Genomic DNA, 15,768 nt, shown 5'->3' on the forward strand with positions numbered 1-15,768 from the left:
AGAAAAGAAGAATTAACAACGGTTCTCTGGCGGTTCGCCGGGAACATCAAACGCCAAAGGAATGGGCGCACATGAAAGATAGGAGATATAAGAATTGGCCGTAGCAATGGGCGCAGCAAATTGGTAATCTATGGTTTTAAAGTCGTACTCGCTGAAGATTCCGCTTTTTTTAATGGTACTACCTGTTTGATTTTTCTTGCTTTGAGGCAGATCGTTTACGTGTTTCGTATAAGCTACACGGGCTTTACTTAAACGTTGCGTTGCCCGGTTAGGCAAACATTGCAAGTAAATAGTATCTTTCTCAATTTTGCGCTTCACGTAGGTGTATAAAACGCCCTTAATTTCTACTTGCCCGTCAACCCGTTCATAATCGGGCCGGTCGGTAATGTAGGGTACAGAAATCGGAATTTTAAATTGGATCAGCTCACTTTCCCGATACTGGTTTAAGTCCAGTCGCGCCACCAGGTTGGTATCCGTTTGGTAAATAAAATATTGGAACAACAGAGAATAGCCAGCTATGTTGAATAGATGAATCGCGAGTAGACCAATGGCAAATAATCGTCTCACTAAAGCTGGCTGGAGTTGTTAGAAAATCTTGCCTAAATCTAACATTTTTCAGATAACTTTATAATGTATTTAATTTAATTATTTTTCACTTTTACCTATTACGGTATTTTTAGTAAAATAAAATCCACTTAGTTAGTAATTTTAAAAGTGGTTTAGGAAAATCGATTTACCAAAAACTTCTTTACGATTAGGAATACGTCCATTTTCTCAGCTAGTCCTGGAAAGATGGTGGTTGTGATCTCTAGCTTTAAATTTAAAATTTTCTAATGATCTATTCTTTTTTAAGCAAAAAGGAAGCTTTTTTGTTAGAAATTTCCTTTTAGCTCAAAAGATGTGGTTGTATAACTCGTTTCTAACGAATCTTTGAAAATAGAAATTAAAGCAGTTTATCTAAAGTAATAGGTAAATCGCGGATGCGTTTGCCCGTAGCGTGGTAAACAGCATTGGCAATGGCAGCGGCTGTACCCACAATACCAATTTCTCCCATTCCTTTTACCCCCAATGGATTCACAATATCGTCGTGCTCTTCCACGAAAATTACTTCCAGGTCCTGAATATCAGCATTTACCGGTACGTGGTACTCGGCTAAATCGTGGTTAATAAACCGGCCGTAAGTAGGGTCCATCACCGATTCTTCTTCCAGGGCCATACCAATACCCCATACAATACCCCCTAAAATCTGATTACGGGCTGTTTTCGGATTAATCACCCGACCACCTGCAATAGCACTTACTACTCTTGAAACTTGTACGGTGCCAAAATCTTCGTCCACCCGAACTTCCACAAATACTGCCGAATGCGTGAACATGGAAAATTTCTTTTGTTTTGATTCTGGCGAGGTAGTAACCAAGGCTTCCATAAAGTTCTGGCCGGTTTGCTGCATAACTTCCGTTAATGTCATGGACTGAGCTGGATTACTTTTTAAAGATATTTTACCATCAGCAAAAATTACTTCTTCTAAGCGGTGTACTCCTGCTAAAGGTGAATTTTCTAGTTTGCGGATGTGGGCAATTAATTTTTCCTGAATACCCTCGCAAGAGGCTTTTACCGCTGAACCTACGGAAGCAGCCGTCCAGGAGCCACCTTCCAAGGGAGATTCGGGCAAGGAAGTATCACCTAGTTTAAAAGTAACATCTGTCAAGGGCAAGCCTAACGTTTCGGCGGCAATCTGGGTCATAATGGTGTAAGTACCCGTGCCTATATCGGCGGTAGCACTGGAAACTTTTAATTTACCATCAGCGGATAAAAATGCTTTAGCGGTGGCTTTTTGCTGTTTTATTTCCCAGGCACCGGTAGCCATACCGTACCCAATTAAGATTTTGCCTTCGCGCATAGATCGGGGCTCAGGATTACGTTTATTCCAGCCAAATTTTTCGGCTCCTTGCCAGTAACATTCTTTTAATTCTTTGCTGGAATAAGGTTTATTTTGGCTCTGGTCAAGGTCGGAGTAATTGATAAAACGCAATTCTAATGGGTCTACGCCTACTTGGTACGCTAGTTCGTCCATGGCGCACTCCAAAGCATACATACCCGTTACCCCACCCGGCGCCCGCATGTCCAAAGGCGTGTAAGCATCTATTTTAATTAATTTATGAGCCAGTTGTACGTTATCGCATTTATATAACATAGCCGACCAATTAACCAGGTTCTCCGTATAATCTTCGAATTGCGATGTTTCAGAAAAGCCTTCGTGCACCACGGCTTGTAAAGCACCATCCGGCGAAGTACCTAAAACTACCTGTTGCAAAGTAGCGGGTCGGTGACCAAACGAAAACATTTGCTGACGCGTTAATACCACCCGCACCGAACGCTTTAATTCCAAGGCGGCCATTACCGCTAAAAACAACTGGTATTGCGGCCGCAAACCCGAACCAAATGCCCCGCCTACAAACGGCGATATAACGTGTGCCTGTTCTTTGGATAAATTAAATATTTTAGAAATATACTTCTGGCTGTTTTGTACTCCCTGGGTTTTATCGTAAACGGTCAGCTTGCCATCTTCTTCTACAATTACCGTAGAAGCGTGCATTTCCATGGGGTTGTGGTGTTCGCTTGAATGAAAATATTCAGCTTCCATTTTAATTGCTGATTCGCCTAACCCTTTTTGAGCATCGCCGCGGGGCGAAGGTTCAGCAGATTTATATTCTTTGGGGGTGTAAGCTTCGGCTTTCCGGGCTTTTATTTCAGTTACGGGAGTTTCGGTTTCGTAAGTTACTTCCACCAAGGAGGCTGCAATCCGGGCTAACTCAAAAGTATCTGCAACAACTAAAGCAATAGGTTGCTGACTGAACAAAATTTTATCGTCGTACAGGGGTCGAAAGGGTGCACCGGGTGGAGCATCTTCATCCTGATAACTTTTATCGAACCAAGCCAAACCGGGCCGGTTTTCGTGGGTAAACACTTGCAAAACGCCGGATAGTTGCAGGGCTGCTTCGGTATTTATTTTAGTAATTCTACCTTTGGCAATGGCACTGGAAAGTACCACGCCGTAGGTTAAGCCTTCCTGATAAAATTCGGCGGCGTATTTTGCTTCGCCGGTTACTTTAGCCCGTCCGTCAACGCGGCTGGTAGGTTGGCCAATATAGCTGGTGCTTGTCTCCATTATGTTAAATCCTCCATTTTAGCAGCTTGTAAAATAGCCCGCACAATAGCGCGTTTGGCCAGTTCAATTTTAAAATTATTGTGTCCGTACCCTTTTGCTCCGGCTAGTAAAGCATTGGCAGCATTTTTTAAATTCTCCAAATTCACTTCTTTCCCTACCAGGCTAGCTTCCACTTCGGGTAGGCGCCAGGGTTTGTGCGCTACCCCGCCCAAAGCAAGGCGAGCTTCTTTTATAATGGTTCCCTCCAAATCTAAACCAACGGCAACTGATACTAACGCAAAAGCATACGAAGCCCGGTCGCGCAGTTTTAAATAAGTGTTGTACTCGGCAAAACCTTTAGCCGGAAGGTCGATGGACGTAATAATTTCGTCAGGGTCTAGATTGTTATCCAGGTGCGCGGTATTGCCGGGTAAGCGGTGAAATTCCAGGAAAGGTATGGTGCGTTCGCCATTGGGACCAGTTACTTTTACCGTAGCATCTAGGGCGGCTAAGGCCACCGCCATATCCGAAGGATGAACGGCAATGCACGACTCGCTGGTGCCTAAAATGGCATGAATGCGGTTAAAACCATTAATGGCCGAACAGCCGCTGCCAGGTTCCCGTTTATTGCAAGCAGTAGCGGTATCGTAAAAATAATAACAGCGGGTGCGTTGCAAAGAATTACCGCCGTTGGTAGCCCGGTTCCGTAATTGGGCCGATGCGCCCGCTAAAATTGCTTTAACTAAGAGCGGATAGCGGTTTTCTATTTGTTCGTTATAAGCCGTTTCGGCGTTGGTAGCCAGGGCCCCTAAGCGTAAACCTCCGGCATCATTTCCGGTAATCTGGTTAAAAGGCAAATGGCGGATATCAATTACATGGCTGGGTTGCTCCACGTTTACCTTCATCAGGTCAAGTAAATTAGTGCCGCCAGCAATAAAGCGGCCTTCCAGGCTAGTAGTTTTTTCCTGCAAGGCAGTTTCCAGGTTTTCTGCCCGGGAATAGGTAAAGCTATTCATTTATATCGCCTCCTTCCTTTTGCCATACTTCCTGCACTGCTGCCAGAATATTGGTGTAAGCGCCGCACCGGCAAATATTACCGCTCATTAAGTCTTTTATTTCCTCAGTTGTTTTGGCTTTTCCTTCCGAAATTAAACCGATGGCCGAACAAATTTGACCGGGGGTACAATAGCCGCATTGGTAGGCATCGTGCTCGATAAAAGCAGTTTGCATGGGGTGCAGTTCGTCGCCTTTGGCCAGGCCTTCGATGGTAACAATATCGTTACCTTCTTCCATTATGGCGAGAGTAAGGCAGGAATTAATGCGGGTGCCATTTACTAAAACTGTACAAGCACCGCACTGGCCGTGGTCGCAACCTTTTTTAGTACCGGTTAAATGCAGGTATTCCCGTAAGGCATCTAATAAGGATACCCAGGGAGCGAGTTGCAGCTTTTTTTCGGAACCGTTTACCCGTAAGGTAATAGTGTGGGTGGGAGGCAAACCAACAACCGGCTTATCTAAAGCTCCCTTTTCGGCAATTTTTTCCATTTTAAGTTTTATTTTACAGATTACGGCAGACTGTTCTGGTGAATAAATATTTACTGCGGGGCGGATAAAGAATTTAGCCTTCGAAAAGCGGCACTTTAAAAATGTTAAATTCCAGTTCGGAAATATCTCCCTCCATCTGGTGAATGCGGGAGGTAGTTACATAAAAATTATCCTGCTCATCAATGGTAAAGGTGTCAGGCCATTTTAACTCGGTATCCTGCACCAAAGTTTTTAATTCTCCTTCCGGAGTCCGGTACAGCACCGCGTTTTTTTCTAAATCGCCCAAATACAAATTGCCCAGGTGGTCGAACATCATACCGTCGGGAGCGGAGGTTTTGCCCAGATTTTCTACTTTTCCCGCTAATTCTTCTTCGCTTAAACTTTCATCATTTAGGGCCTGAGTAGGTACGCGGTACAAGGTATAACCGGTTAAGGCATGATAGTACAAGTATTGTTTATCCGGCGAAAGCGCAATACCATCGGCGTGCATTTGCGGTTTCTCACCTTCTTTTACCCATTTTTCGCCTTCCACGGTTAACCACACATCTTCGGATTTGGTAGAAGAATGGTTATCTAATAAACGGCGGGGGATATTAGTTTTTAAATCTAAAACCACAATGGCTCCAATGCCCGACTCGGTAATGTAGATTTTGCCGGCTTCGCGGTCGATGCGTAAATCATTTAGGTAAGATTTTTCCGGGGCAATAGTTTTATCGAACGTCCATTTATTAATTAATTCGTTGGTGGTTAAATCGAACTCATACAACATGGCGTTGCCTACTACACCTTTCATCATGGGACTGGCTGGGTCCAGCACAAACAAAGAATTTTCGTGCGCTACTACGGACTGCACGCAGGTAAATTTATTTTCCTCGGGTTTGCCGTTCCAGGTATTCCATTCGGCATTGGGGTAGGGGTGGTACTCTCCATTCAGGTTAACTTCCACTACCGAAAAAGGCAGGTTTTCGTGCCACCGCGGAAAATTGGCGAATAAGCGTCCGTGGGTGCTGATGGTAACGCCAGTTACCTGAATTCCTTTAAAGGAAGCTACTTTGGTTATTTCTTTCATAGAGGTAGTTATAGCTTTTAGAACTGGGCCAATTATTTAAATTTTATTCTTTTTCTTTTTTGATTTCTTCCTGAACAGCATGTCGTAAAGGTTCTTCCAGGTGCTGCTGAGCAGCGGTGTCTCCTTTGTTTATGGCCTCTGCAAGTTCAGAAGCAAATTTGGTGGCTACCTGCGGGGTAAAAACCAGTATTTCCGGGTCAGTGAGGGCATCAATTACTACGGGACGATCGGCTTGTAAGGCTTTTTCCAGCGCCGGAATTACCTGATCAGGTTGTTCTACCCGAATACCTATTAAACCAATATTTTCAGCGTACTGCGCGTAATTAAAATCAGGTAATACCTGCGAGTCGTCGAACTTAGGCTCACCCTGCATCAGGCGTTGTTCCCAGGTTACAAAGTTTAAATCGCGGTTATTTAATACCAGTACAATCAATTGCGGGTTTTGCCAGTGTCGCCAGTATTTTTGAATAGTTAATAGCTCGTCGTTACCGCCCATTTGCATGGCACCATCCCCCACAAAGGCAAATACTGCCCGATTAGGATGCGCAAATTTAGCCGCTATGGCGTACGGAACGGCGCAACCCATGGTAGCCAAAGTACCCGAAACCGAAAATTGCATGCCTTCCCGGATTCGAATGTGCTGGGCCGTCCAGCTGGAAGACGAACCGGAATCGGAAGCTAAAATGCAATTATCGGGTAAGCGGGGCGATAACTCCTGAAACAACAACCTAGGGTTTACCGGATTGGCTGGGTGCGAGGCGTATTCCTGCACCAGGTTCCACCAGTCTTTTACTTGCTGTTCTATTTGCTGTTGCCAGGTACGGTCGGTTTTTTTATTTAATAAGGGGAGTAAGGCTTGTAAGGTTTCGGCACTGTCGCCGGTAAGGTTTACTTCCATGGGGTAGCGAATACTTTGCATGCGGCCATCCAATTCAATCTGAATTCCACGGGCTTTGCCTTCTTCGGGTAAAAATTCGGCGTACGGAAAACTGGAGCCAATCATAAGCAGGGTATCGCAGTTTTGCATCATGTAATGCGAGGCATTGGAGCCAAACAAACCAATAGCACCGGTAACATAAGGCAAATCGTCTGGTAAGGCGGCTTTTCCTAAAAATGCTTTGGCTACGCCGGCACCTAGTAGATCGGCAACCTGTTTTACCTCTTCGGCAGCATGAATGGCACCGGAACCCACCAAAATTGCTACCCTTTTACCATCGTTTATAATTTCCGCGGCACGTAGTAAATCATTTTTTTGCGGAATAACTCTAGGTGCCGAGAAACCTACGCCTGAATGAATAGTTTGATGTTCGTGCGGCGGATTTTCGTATTCTTTGGTTTGTAAATCATTCGGGATGATAATACAGGTAACGGTTCTTTGGGATAAAGCAATCCGGAAAGCCCGGTCAATTAAGTGTCGGATTTGAGCCGGATCTACGGCCATTTGGATATACTCGGACGCCACATCCTTAAACAAAGACATTAAATCTATTTCCTGCTGGCTGTTGCCGCCCAAAGATTTTAAAGCTTTTTGCCCCACAATGGCCACCACCGGCTGGTGGTCTAATTTGGCATCGTACAAACCATTCAATAAGTGAATGGCACCCGGTCCGGAAGTAGCCAGGCAAACCCCTACTTGTTTCGTAAATTTAGCGTGCGCGCAAGCCATTAAAGAAGCCATTTCTTCGTGGCGTACCTGCACAAAATCAATGGTTTCGGAAGCCCGGTTTAAAGCGCCCATAATGCCATTTATGCCATCCCCCGGATAACCAAATATCCGTTTTACTCCCCAGGCTTGCAGACGCTTCACCAAAAAATCACTTACATTTTCTTTCATCGCTTATTTCCGGTTTTAAGGGTAACAAACGTAAATGATTGACTTACTGCCGAAAAAAAGGTAAGTATTTACAGAAGTTTATAAAAACTAACCTAACAACTTAAATTTTAAAAAGGAAGTAGGTTAACCTGGTACCAGTGAGAACGATGACTTGAATTATTGTTTTAAACAAAATAAGTATAGTAGTAATTTCTGTATCAATAGTATGGGTTTATACACAAATGCTGTTGCCAGCAATGCTACAAAATTTAAGGAAGTTTTCATGTAAAAATTTTAATAAAGAATTTGTTTTTACTAATAAAATTTTATTAACTTTAAACTAATAGTAATTATCTGGCTATTACTTTTTATTAATTCATTTATCCCATTCTATTTCCATTCACTCAACTAAGTTTGCAATTATATAGTTGAGGTTGCATAAAAGGCGCTTCCGTGAGATACCTCTTGCAGGATCTTCATTTAATCTCTTAATCTGATATAAGGTAGATTCTGCCGTTTTGCTTCTTTACAAATTCTAATATTCGCCCTACTGCTTCTTAAAAAACATTGTTAAGCATAAGCGAGAAGCACAGATCAAAGCCAAGCGTAGCTACTGTTTTTAATAAATTTTTCTGTTTGAGATGTTAAACAGGTCTGGTACTTATTGGGATGCGGTACCAGATTCTTTCGTGGCAGCCCTTCACCTAAACCCATTCACCATTATGAATATTCAGGAAAACACCCAATTGGTACAACAAGGTTATGCTCTATTTTTGAAAGGCGACATTCCTAACCTTTTGAACACTTATTCTGATGAAATTGAATTTGTCTTTTCGGGCAACCCGGAGGTTAATCCCATTTCCGGTACGTTTCGGGGTAAGGAACAAGTCCGGAACATCTTTGCTATTATTAATGATAACATAAAATTTGAAACTTTTGAACCACGTGAATTTATTGCCCAAGGTGATAAGGTGGTAGTTTTAGGCCATGACCGCGGTACTACCAAAGTCGCTGGAGAATCCTTTGAACAAGACTGGGTACATGTATTAACAGTTCAAAACGGAAAAATAACGCGCTTGCAAGGCTTCCTGGATCATTCGCATGATGTCCGGCTATATAAAGGTGTAATGCAAGAAGCTCATTAAGTTAATAACGCTTTTATGATTTTTCTATAATCCAGAATGCTGACTGGTTATTATTTTAAGCATACCTGTTTTTAATCTACCTGGTCAGCATTCACGAATTACTTTTTTATTTAGTTAAATCTTTTCTATAAAGGTGGTTTTTTATTTATGCTCCAGGAAACTTCTAAAATCACCTCTTTAAATTTTTCATGGTTTTTAATTATTAATCCTTACTGGTATGAAAACAAAACTCTATTTTCTAGTTATATTTTTAATTTGCGCGTGGCAGTCATTCGCCCAAAATCCCTTGGTAGGAACCTGGCAAATGCAAACAGACACAGATACTTTAAGATCCATTAAAATTATTACGCCCACCCATTGGATGTTATATACCGAATCTGTAAAGGAAGATTCAAGTAAATTTATCCGGTCTTCAGGTGGAACCTATACTTTAAACGGAGATAAATACGTTGAAAACATTCAGGTAGGCTCCTGGGAAGATTATGGTAAAGTAAAAACGGATTTTACTTATAAAGTTAGTGGCGACAAGTTTTATCAGAAAGGAACTTTAATATTAGGCGATGGTACCAGGATCCCTATAGATGAAGTATGGCAAAAGGTAAAATCAGAAAAATCTTTTGCTGCCAACCCTTCTATTGGCACCTGGAACCAGCTATCCTCCTCGTATACCATGGCAGATGGAACAAAAGACTCGCATACCAACGCTACGGCCACCCGGTTCCAGGTAATTACTCCTACCCACTGGATTCGGATAAGCCATCGGGATAAAAAATTTGAAAATGCCATGATGGGCACTTATACCATGCAAGGAAACAAAATGTATCCTAAATTCGAATATGCTTCTTTCCCCATTAATAAAATCGATAAGGCAGAAATTATCCAACGGGTAGAAAATAATAAGCTATATTGGGAGGGCACCATAAAGGATGCTACCGGAAAAACAATTTCAACGTTTTCAGATGTATTTGAAAAGGTAACTGGAAAAACGAATAAAGCAGTTGCTACTAAATAATAGTATTTCATTGTTCTTTATAGCTTGGCAATGCGAAACCCAACTACCTACAGTTGATTTATCCTTACAATCCGTTGAGCGATAAGCATTATTAAACTCTACCTTAATTTTGGGTATCTGCCGAATGACGCTTAGTTCTAGCTAAGTCATCATTTTCTTCCATAATCTTAATCTCTGCCGGAGTAAGATCATAAAGTTGGTACACCAGATGCGCTACATGCTTTTCGATCCTGGTAGCAGAAGATTTGGGGTTTGTAGCTTTAACCGTAAGTACAATTGCACGCTTGATATTCTGTATGGCAGATGCTAATTCAGGATTATCTTGTAAACGGTTATTGCCCGAACCGTTTTTGGGAGGATTGTTTTGCGGCACGGTGAATGGATCCAGAAAATCGTTACGTAATCCGGAAGTATGAGCGTAACAAATGGGGCTGCTGTTTTCAGAATCTTCTCTATCTGTTGAAGGTAAAAATAGATTATGCAAGAGATCCAACAATTCTATTTCTTTTCTCTCCGAATTTTCTTCCAGGTTTAACGAAGCTAATAAATATTTAATATTTTCCAGAAAAGCTTCCTTGGCCACCCGGTTGGGTCTAAGAAAAGCTTCCGCTTTATAAATGTCTGATTTTAATGTGGGTGGGCAAGCAGAAAACATACGAATATTTTATCCAGGTAGTCTTAAGATTATACCCTGTTTTTTAATATTGGTTAACTGTCAGGATCGGTATTTGTTTTTGCAAAATAATGGTTGTAGGTATTATAGATTTGAGTTATCGCCCAAGTACTTTAAAATTCAGTTTTTCTCCAGTCCCAAATACTTAACCACTGCTAAGGTTAATAGTTAATTTAATGTATTTTTCAGTTCCAATTTAGGGTTACCGGCAAAATGATGTAATTTAGGTAATAATTTGATTTTGAGGAAAAAGTGAGGTGTTTTCTATCGTGCATTTGAACCTTTAGTTGCTTTTAAAAAGTTGTTATACTACCATCTGTTCCGTTATACTAAGAAACGCGAATTAAGCGTTACCGAAATGATGATAGATTACTTATTCCGGTTTTAAATTTAAATAAACCGACTGCCTGGTATATAGTTTAATGATGAATCCAATAAGGGGAATAGCTTGGCAGGAGCAATATTGGAAAATAAAGAGATTACTGAATAAAATTTAAATAATTAAATCATGGCAACAGTATTTTTGTTTTTAGGAGACGTTGGTGGCTCTGAACTAATGGTTATTCTCCTGGTGGTATTAGTGTTTTTTGGAGCCAAACGTATTCCGGAACTCGCCCGGGGATTGGGTAAAGGTATTCGGGAGTTTAAAGATGCCACGAACGGAATTAAAAATGAAATAGAAAATACAGTCGAAAAAGATAGAAAGGAACAGCTTTAAAAGCTGAATTTCTGGCACTTTGCTGTATTAAAAGTAGCAAATAAGCTATCCGGACAAAATTATAATTATAGGCAGCCTTCAAATAAATTAATCCTGGCCATTGCTTCAGGTTATTTTTGAGGCTGCCTAAAATTTTATTTACCTATAAACATACCTTTTTAACCTCTTCTTTATTACCTGCTGCAACTCAAGTAGTAGACAGTTAAAAATAATAATACCATTCATTCGGGATAAGAAATCCCCCCTGTGGAAAGGAGCTATTCTATTCCAATTCGTGAGCTACTTAGCCAACAAATTTCCTTCTCAAGGACTGAAATAAACGGTGAAAACAGTAGAAAGATATTATTGAATGTTGTTACCTATACAGCTAATGCCTGTTTGTATAAGTAAGTGCTTATGTAAACCTATAAGCCTGCTAATTAAATTATTTTAATTTAACATTATGGAGCAAGAAAATTGGTTGATACTTGTTTAGTATTACTTACTAAAAAGCATAACCCACCGAAAGCCAAACTTGCATATCTAAGTAGCCCTTAGCGTAGGTGTTAGGATTGGCTTGGTTAAGGTGAATGTACCGGCCATAACCTAAACTGGTTTGCCCGTCCAATACTATTTTACTTTTAGAAAAATAAGCTAAGCCGAATGAGCCGCCTCCCCGAATAGAATTAGAAGAAAAATTTCTAGTTGAAAAACCAAACCAACCAGCATTATTCGATTGCCCTTCCGTTTGAATGGTGCGCTTCAAGGTTCCTGTGTAAACGGCCATGTACGGATTTAATTTACTAAATTCCATATCCCCCAAATACTTTTTTGTTCTTATTAAAAAGCCTTGGTATTGATAATGGTCCGTGAAAAAGAAAAAATTGAATTCGCCTTGGACAAAAGAAATTTCGGCACTATATCCTCGCTTAAAGATTTTTTCTAACGAAAAGGTAGGTTTTTGAGCAATTAAACTGAACAAATTAGTTTTTACTAACACTCTTTTTTCTAAAGAACGGGTTAGTTTCTGCGAGTAGCCCAGTAATGAATAAAATAAAAACAAAAGCCAGATACTAGATAGTACAAGTTTTTGCATAAAATACTAGTCTAAGGAATTTAGGGCGCTTTAAAAAGTACAATTTATATTACAAATGAATAAGAATAAAAGAAAAGCAACTGAACCTAAATTAATAATACGATCGTAAGTAAAGAACTGCACAAAATAGATTTAGAGATATTCTGTTGAAAGGCTATTTGCTAAATAAATTTTTACTTAAAAATACGTTTTTTTATGGATCCAATGAAAATAATATCGGCTTTAGCTTTGCCCGCCGCAGTAGTGGTTTTGAGTATACGGATGTTCCGTTTAGTAAAAAATAAAGCTTAAGAAAAATTGATTTTCCTGGTGTAAAAGGGTTAGAACACCTTTTACACCAGCATCATCGTTTATTTAACGGCCTTTTTAACGTTCACTGCCGTTAATCCTTTCGGAGTAGATTCCACTTCAAAGGTTACCATATTATTTTCTTTGATGGCATCAACTAAACCGTTCTGGTGCACAAAAATACTTTCCTGCGTCTGCTGATCTTTAATAAAGCCGTATCCTTTAGATTCGTTAAAGAATGATACAACTCCTTGGCGGGTAGTTTCAACAGGTATGTCTTCCTGTTTGGGTACGCCAATCCGAATATCTTCGAGGGCAATATCTTTTTTTGATTTCGGATCAGGGGGAGTAGAGGAGAAGTTGCCAAATTCATCTACGTAAGCGATCATCGAATCTAAACTTTGACCTTTACTGGCATTTGCTTTACGCTCTTCTCTTTTTTCTTCTTTATCCTGCCGTTTTTTTTGCTTTTTCTTTTCGTTTTCTTTTTTATTAAAGGTTTCCTGTGATCTGCCCATGCTTTGTTTTTTAGGGTTTGTGCGCTTAGACCGTATGTGCGTCATACGGCCGGCTATGGATTCTTAATAAAGATAAGAAATAAACTTTTCTTTTACCGTATTTCTTAAAGATATCTATTACAACTGGCGATAATTGATCATAATTCCATTAAACAAGAATTTATTACTTTGTTTTTGAGCCAGATTTTAAAAAAGGATAGAGCGGAGTAATGTTCTATAAATATTTATATATTGGAGTTTAGAATTGTTAATTTTTTACTTAAATAAGTATTAAGTAGCCCAGGCACCTTGCCCTTTTTGGTAGGGTACGTTCCCATCATAACGTCCGGGGGCTTCAACATACCGTAAAGCTTTGGTGGCCCCAATCTCCGATGTGCAAAATCCTAATATGGTAAGCTGCCGCATCATGGTAAAAAAGTGAACCGGCGGGCCATCTACCGTTAGATACTCTCTTCGGCCAGGCTTTGTTTCCAAGGTATTTGCCCTCTGCTCCGCGTCCAGTTTTTTTAGATATTCGAGCTGAGATTTTGTATCTCCCTCCAGAAAATTTTTGCCATAGGCTGTTTTAAAATCAATTTTAATTCGATGGAGTCCGGCGGTAAATACTTTTTGCTGGTCCTCCCTATAGCAATCCGAAACCATCATAGCCATAAACGGTCCAATGTTGGCGTCATTTGCGCCGGGCTTACCATTAATAGCAGGTAAAATAATACCCCCGATTTCGTGTAGTATTTTCTCGTCTTCCGGGGTAAATAACGAGCTCGGGTGGGCATTCTGGTTTAGGTGTAAACCCGCCGCAAAAGCCTCGCCGCCAATTACGGTGCCACCTACTATTAAGGCTACTTTAGATAAGGCTTCTCTTCTGTTCATGTTCAGTTATAAATTACGGTTAAGGATTTCTTAAATATTTTGTTTTTTTAATTCACTCACCGCAAAGTCGGCGGCCCGGGCCGTAATGGCCATAAAAGTAAGGGAAGGATTTTGGCAGGCCGAGGAAGTAAAACAAGAACCATCCGTTACAAATACATTTTTAGCATCCCAAATCTGGTTAAATTTATTTAATACTGATGTTTTGGGATCGTGACCCATGCGGGCAGTGCCTACCTCGTGAATAGCGCCACCTGGTTTGTAGCCCGGGTCATTGCCGTTTACATTTTTTAGACCCGCGGCTTCCAGTATTTCTTTGCCGGCTTCCAGCATGTCCAGGCGCATTTTTCTTTCGTTTTCTTTTAACTCGCAATCAATGGTTAAAGTAGGCAGCCCCCATTTATCGACATCTTTTATATTTAGCGTAACTTTATTTTCGCGGTAGGGTAGCATTTCCCCAAAAGCTCCCATGCCAAAAGTCCAGTTGCCTGGCTCAGTAATTGCCTCCATTAAATCTGCGCCAATGCTATATTCGGCTACATTACGAGTCCAATTGCCCCTACTAGCCGAGCCTTGGTAACCGTACCCTCGTAAAAATTCACTTTTTTCGCCGTTTATATTCCGGAAGCGCGGCACGTATATACCCGATGGATTGCGGCCATAAACATATTTATCCTCAAAGCCCTCCGCTTCACCACTTACCCGAACGCCTAAATGGTGATCCATTAAATTATAACCTAATTGGTCGCTGCTGCTGCCTAAGCCACCGGGCCAGACCTCGGTAGCCGAGTTCATGAGCAACCAGGTGGAATTTAAGGTAGAGGCGCAAACAAAAACAATTTTAGATTTAAACTGGTAAGTTTGGTTACTTTCGGCATCTATAATTTCTACCCCGGTTGCTTTCTTTTTGTCCCGGTCATATAAAATGCGGGTTACTATGGATAAAGGTCGTAAGGTTAACCGACCGGTTTTCATAGCGGCAGGCAGGGTAGAGGATTGGGTGCTAAAATAACCGCCGTAAGGGCAACCTAAGGCACATTTACTCCGGCTTAAACAGTTGCGGTCGCCTAGGGGTTGGGTTAAGTTGGCGGTACGGCCGCTAATCATGGTGCGCTTACCTTTAAAATGAGCCGTTATTTTAGTAGATATATCCTGCTCCACGCAGTTTAATTTAATAGGCGGCATAAATTCCCCGTCGGGTAGTTGGGGTAAATTATCTTTGTTACCGCTGATGCCGGCAAACTTTTCGACGTAACTGTACCAGGGGGCCAAATCTTTATAGCGGATGGGCCAGTCAATGGCAATACCTTCTTTCGCATTTCCTTCAAAATCCATTTCGCTGAAACGGTAACTTTGCCGCCCCCACATTAATGATCTGCCGCCCACGTTATAGCTCCGGTACCAGTTAAATGGCTTGGTTTGAGTATAAGGCGCTCCTTCTACCTCGGTAGAAACACTAAACTTACCCGGCGAGTAAACCGATTTATCTTTGGCGGCAATAGCTGCCTCCATAATAGCTTGTTGCGGCATATAGCCCCGGTACTTGTTATCCCAGGGCGTTCTGGTAGCGTTAACGTAATCTTTTACGTGCACTACATTGTGGCCCCGTTCCAACATTAATACTTTTAAACCTTTTTCGGTCAGCTCTTTTGCTGCCCAGCCACCGCTCACCCCGGAGCCAATTACAATTGCATCATAAGTTTGTGTAGCCATAATTAAATTTTTACCTGAATTGATTGTTAATTGATTTAAAAGTAATGGTAGATACATGCTGAAGCAGGGAAAAAGCTAAACTTGAATCAGTTTTAAGCCATTGGGAATCTACAGCTTAGAAATATATTTATTTGTGGTAATATATTCTAACTATTTACTTAAAAACTTTTTTTAATTTTTTTAG

The 15,768-nt window shown here is 41.1% G+C and carries 14 protein-coding genes; 3 read left to right on the top strand and 11 right to left on the bottom strand.

Annotated features, from left to right (window positions below; genetic code table 11):
• Positions 1 to 12: 12 nt before the first annotated feature.
• The 6 genes from HUW48_RS08300 to HUW48_RS08325 form a co-directional block, all read right to left on the bottom strand.
• Positions 13 to 567: a hypothetical protein gene (locus HUW48_RS08300; RefSeq protein WP_182415235.1), complete on the bottom strand. Its 555-nt coding sequence runs from the start codon at positions 565 to 567 to the stop codon at positions 13 to 15.
• A 376-nt stretch (positions 568 to 943) separates the two neighbouring features.
• Positions 944 to 3,169, bottom strand: a complete 2,226-nt coding sequence (locus HUW48_RS08305) for a xanthine dehydrogenase family protein molybdopterin-binding subunit (RefSeq protein WP_182415236.1) — start codon at positions 3,167 to 3,169, stop codon at positions 944 to 946.
• Positions 3,169 to 4,164 carry an FAD binding domain-containing protein gene (locus HUW48_RS08310; RefSeq protein ID WP_182415237.1) on the bottom strand — a complete coding sequence of 332 codons (996 nt, stop codon included), beginning with the start codon at positions 4,162 to 4,164 and terminating at the stop codon, positions 3,169 to 3,171. The genes HUW48_RS08305 and HUW48_RS08310 overlap by 1 nt, the downstream gene beginning before the upstream one ends.
• Positions 4,157 to 4,693 carry a (2Fe-2S)-binding protein gene (locus HUW48_RS08315; RefSeq protein WP_182415238.1) on the bottom strand — a complete coding sequence of 179 codons (537 nt, stop codon included), beginning with the start codon at positions 4,691 to 4,693 and terminating at the stop codon, positions 4,157 to 4,159. Before HUW48_RS08315 ends, HUW48_RS08310 begins: the two co-directional genes overlap by 8 nt.
• Before the next feature lie 73 nt (positions 4,694 to 4,766).
• Positions 4,767 to 5,762 carry an SMP-30/gluconolactonase/LRE family protein gene (locus HUW48_RS08320; protein ID WP_182415239.1) on the bottom strand — a complete coding sequence of 332 codons (996 nt, stop codon included), beginning with the start codon at positions 5,760 to 5,762 and terminating at the stop codon, positions 4,767 to 4,769.
• Between the two features lie 43 nt (positions 5,763 to 5,805).
• Positions 5,806 to 7,596, bottom strand: coding sequence for a thiamine pyrophosphate-requiring protein (locus HUW48_RS08325; RefSeq protein WP_182415240.1), 1,791 nt, complete (start codon positions 7,594 to 7,596; stop codon positions 5,806 to 5,808).
• A 620-nt stretch (positions 7,597 to 8,216) separates the two neighbouring features.
• On the opposite strand from HUW48_RS08325, the gene HUW48_RS08330 reads away from it, so the two are divergent.
• Positions 8,217 to 8,720: a nuclear transport factor 2 family protein gene (locus HUW48_RS08330; protein ID WP_182415241.1), complete on the top strand. Its 504-nt coding sequence runs from the start codon at positions 8,217 to 8,219 to the stop codon at positions 8,718 to 8,720.
• A 217-nt stretch (positions 8,721 to 8,937) separates the two neighbouring features.
• Positions 8,938 to 9,732 carry a hypothetical protein gene (locus HUW48_RS08335; protein ID WP_182415242.1) on the top strand — a complete coding sequence of 265 codons (795 nt, stop codon included), beginning with the start codon at positions 8,938 to 8,940 and terminating at the stop codon, positions 9,730 to 9,732.
• 103 nt (positions 9,733 to 9,835) lie between these two features.
• On the opposite strand, the gene HUW48_RS08340 is transcribed toward HUW48_RS08335, so the two are convergent.
• Complete coding sequence (locus HUW48_RS08340) at positions 9,836 to 10,387, bottom strand: hypothetical protein (RefSeq protein ID WP_182415243.1); 552 nt, start codon at positions 10,385 to 10,387, stop codon at positions 9,836 to 9,838.
• A gap of 526 nt (positions 10,388 to 10,913) precedes the next feature.
• Here HUW48_RS08340 and HUW48_RS08345 point away from each other — a divergent pair.
• On the top strand, positions 10,914 to 11,123 hold the full coding sequence (locus HUW48_RS08345; RefSeq protein WP_182415244.1) for a Sec-independent protein translocase subunit TatA/TatB: 210 nt from the start codon (positions 10,914 to 10,916) through the stop codon (positions 11,121 to 11,123).
• Positions 11,124 to 11,607: 484 nt separating this feature from the next.
• On the opposite strand, the gene HUW48_RS08350 is transcribed toward HUW48_RS08345, so the two are convergent.
• The 4 genes from HUW48_RS08350 to HUW48_RS08365 form a co-directional block, all read right to left on the bottom strand.
• Positions 11,608 to 12,198, bottom strand: coding sequence for a hypothetical protein (locus HUW48_RS08350; protein WP_182415245.1), 591 nt, complete (start codon positions 12,196 to 12,198; stop codon positions 11,608 to 11,610).
• Between the two features lie 350 nt (positions 12,199 to 12,548).
• On the bottom strand, positions 12,549 to 13,004 hold the full coding sequence (locus HUW48_RS08355; RefSeq protein WP_182416316.1) for a cold-shock protein: 456 nt from the start codon (positions 13,002 to 13,004) through the stop codon (positions 12,549 to 12,551).
• 270 nt (positions 13,005 to 13,274) lie between these two features.
• The gene (locus HUW48_RS08360; protein ID WP_182415246.1) at positions 13,275 to 13,874 is read right to left on the bottom strand and encodes a gluconate 2-dehydrogenase subunit 3 family protein; all 600 of its coding nucleotides are present in this window, start codon (positions 13,872 to 13,874) and stop codon (positions 13,275 to 13,277) included.
• 30 nt (positions 13,875 to 13,904) lie between these two features.
• Positions 13,905 to 15,584 carry a GMC oxidoreductase gene (locus HUW48_RS08365; RefSeq protein ID WP_182415247.1) on the bottom strand — a complete coding sequence of 560 codons (1,680 nt, stop codon included), beginning with the start codon at positions 15,582 to 15,584 and terminating at the stop codon, positions 13,905 to 13,907.
• Positions 15,585 to 15,768 lie beyond the last annotated feature (184 nt).

The sequence above is a fragment of the Adhaeribacter radiodurans genome (assembly GCF_014075995.1).
Classification (GTDB): Bacteria; Bacteroidota; Bacteroidia; order Cytophagales; family Hymenobacteraceae; genus Adhaeribacter; species Adhaeribacter radiodurans.

What these genes read in the sequence shown, in the direction of transcription:
- HUW48_RS08335 (WP_182415242.1), top strand. Translation starts at nt 8,938, where the DNA reads ATGAAAACAAAACTCTATTTTCTAGTTATATTTTTAATTTGCGCGTGG.
- HUW48_RS08310 (WP_182415237.1), bottom strand. Translation starts at nt 4,164, where the DNA reads ATGAATAGCTTTACCTATTCCCGGGCAGAAAACCTGGAAACTGCCTTG.
- HUW48_RS08360 (WP_182415246.1), bottom strand. Translation starts at nt 13,874, where the DNA reads ATGAACAGAAGAGAAGCCTTATCTAAAGTAGCCTTAATAGTAGGTGGC.
- HUW48_RS08315 (WP_182415238.1), bottom strand. Translation starts at nt 4,693, where the DNA reads ATGGAAAAAATTGCCGAAAAGGGAGCTTTAGATAAGCCGGTTGTTGGT.
- HUW48_RS08305 (WP_182415236.1), bottom strand. Translation starts at nt 3,169, where the DNA reads ATGGAGACAAGCACCAGCTATATTGGCCAACCTACCAGCCGCGTTGAC.
- HUW48_RS08320 (WP_182415239.1), bottom strand. Translation starts at nt 5,762, where the DNA reads ATGAAAGAAATAACCAAAGTAGCTTCCTTTAAAGGAATTCAGGTAACT.
- HUW48_RS08365 (WP_182415247.1), bottom strand. Translation starts at nt 15,584, where the DNA reads ATGGCTACACAAACTTATGATGCAATTGTAATTGGCTCCGGGGTGAGC.
- HUW48_RS08325 (WP_182415240.1), bottom strand. Translation starts at nt 7,596, where the DNA reads ATGAAAGAAAATGTAAGTGATTTTTTGGTGAAGCGTCTGCAAGCCTGG.
- HUW48_RS08345 (WP_182415244.1), top strand. Translation starts at nt 10,914, where the DNA reads ATGGCAACAGTATTTTTGTTTTTAGGAGACGTTGGTGGCTCTGAACTA.
- HUW48_RS08355 (WP_182416316.1), bottom strand. Translation starts at nt 13,004, where the DNA reads ATGGGCAGATCACAGGAAACCTTTAATAAAAAAGAAAACGAAAAGAAA.
- HUW48_RS08350 (WP_182415245.1), bottom strand. Translation starts at nt 12,198, where the DNA reads ATGCAAAAACTTGTACTATCTAGTATCTGGCTTTTGTTTTTATTTTAT.
- HUW48_RS08340 (WP_182415243.1), bottom strand. Translation starts at nt 10,387, where the DNA reads ATGTTTTCTGCTTGCCCACCCACATTAAAATCAGACATTTATAAAGCG.
- HUW48_RS08330 (WP_182415241.1), top strand. Translation starts at nt 8,217, where the DNA reads ATGTTAAACAGGTCTGGTACTTATTGGGATGCGGTACCAGATTCTTTC.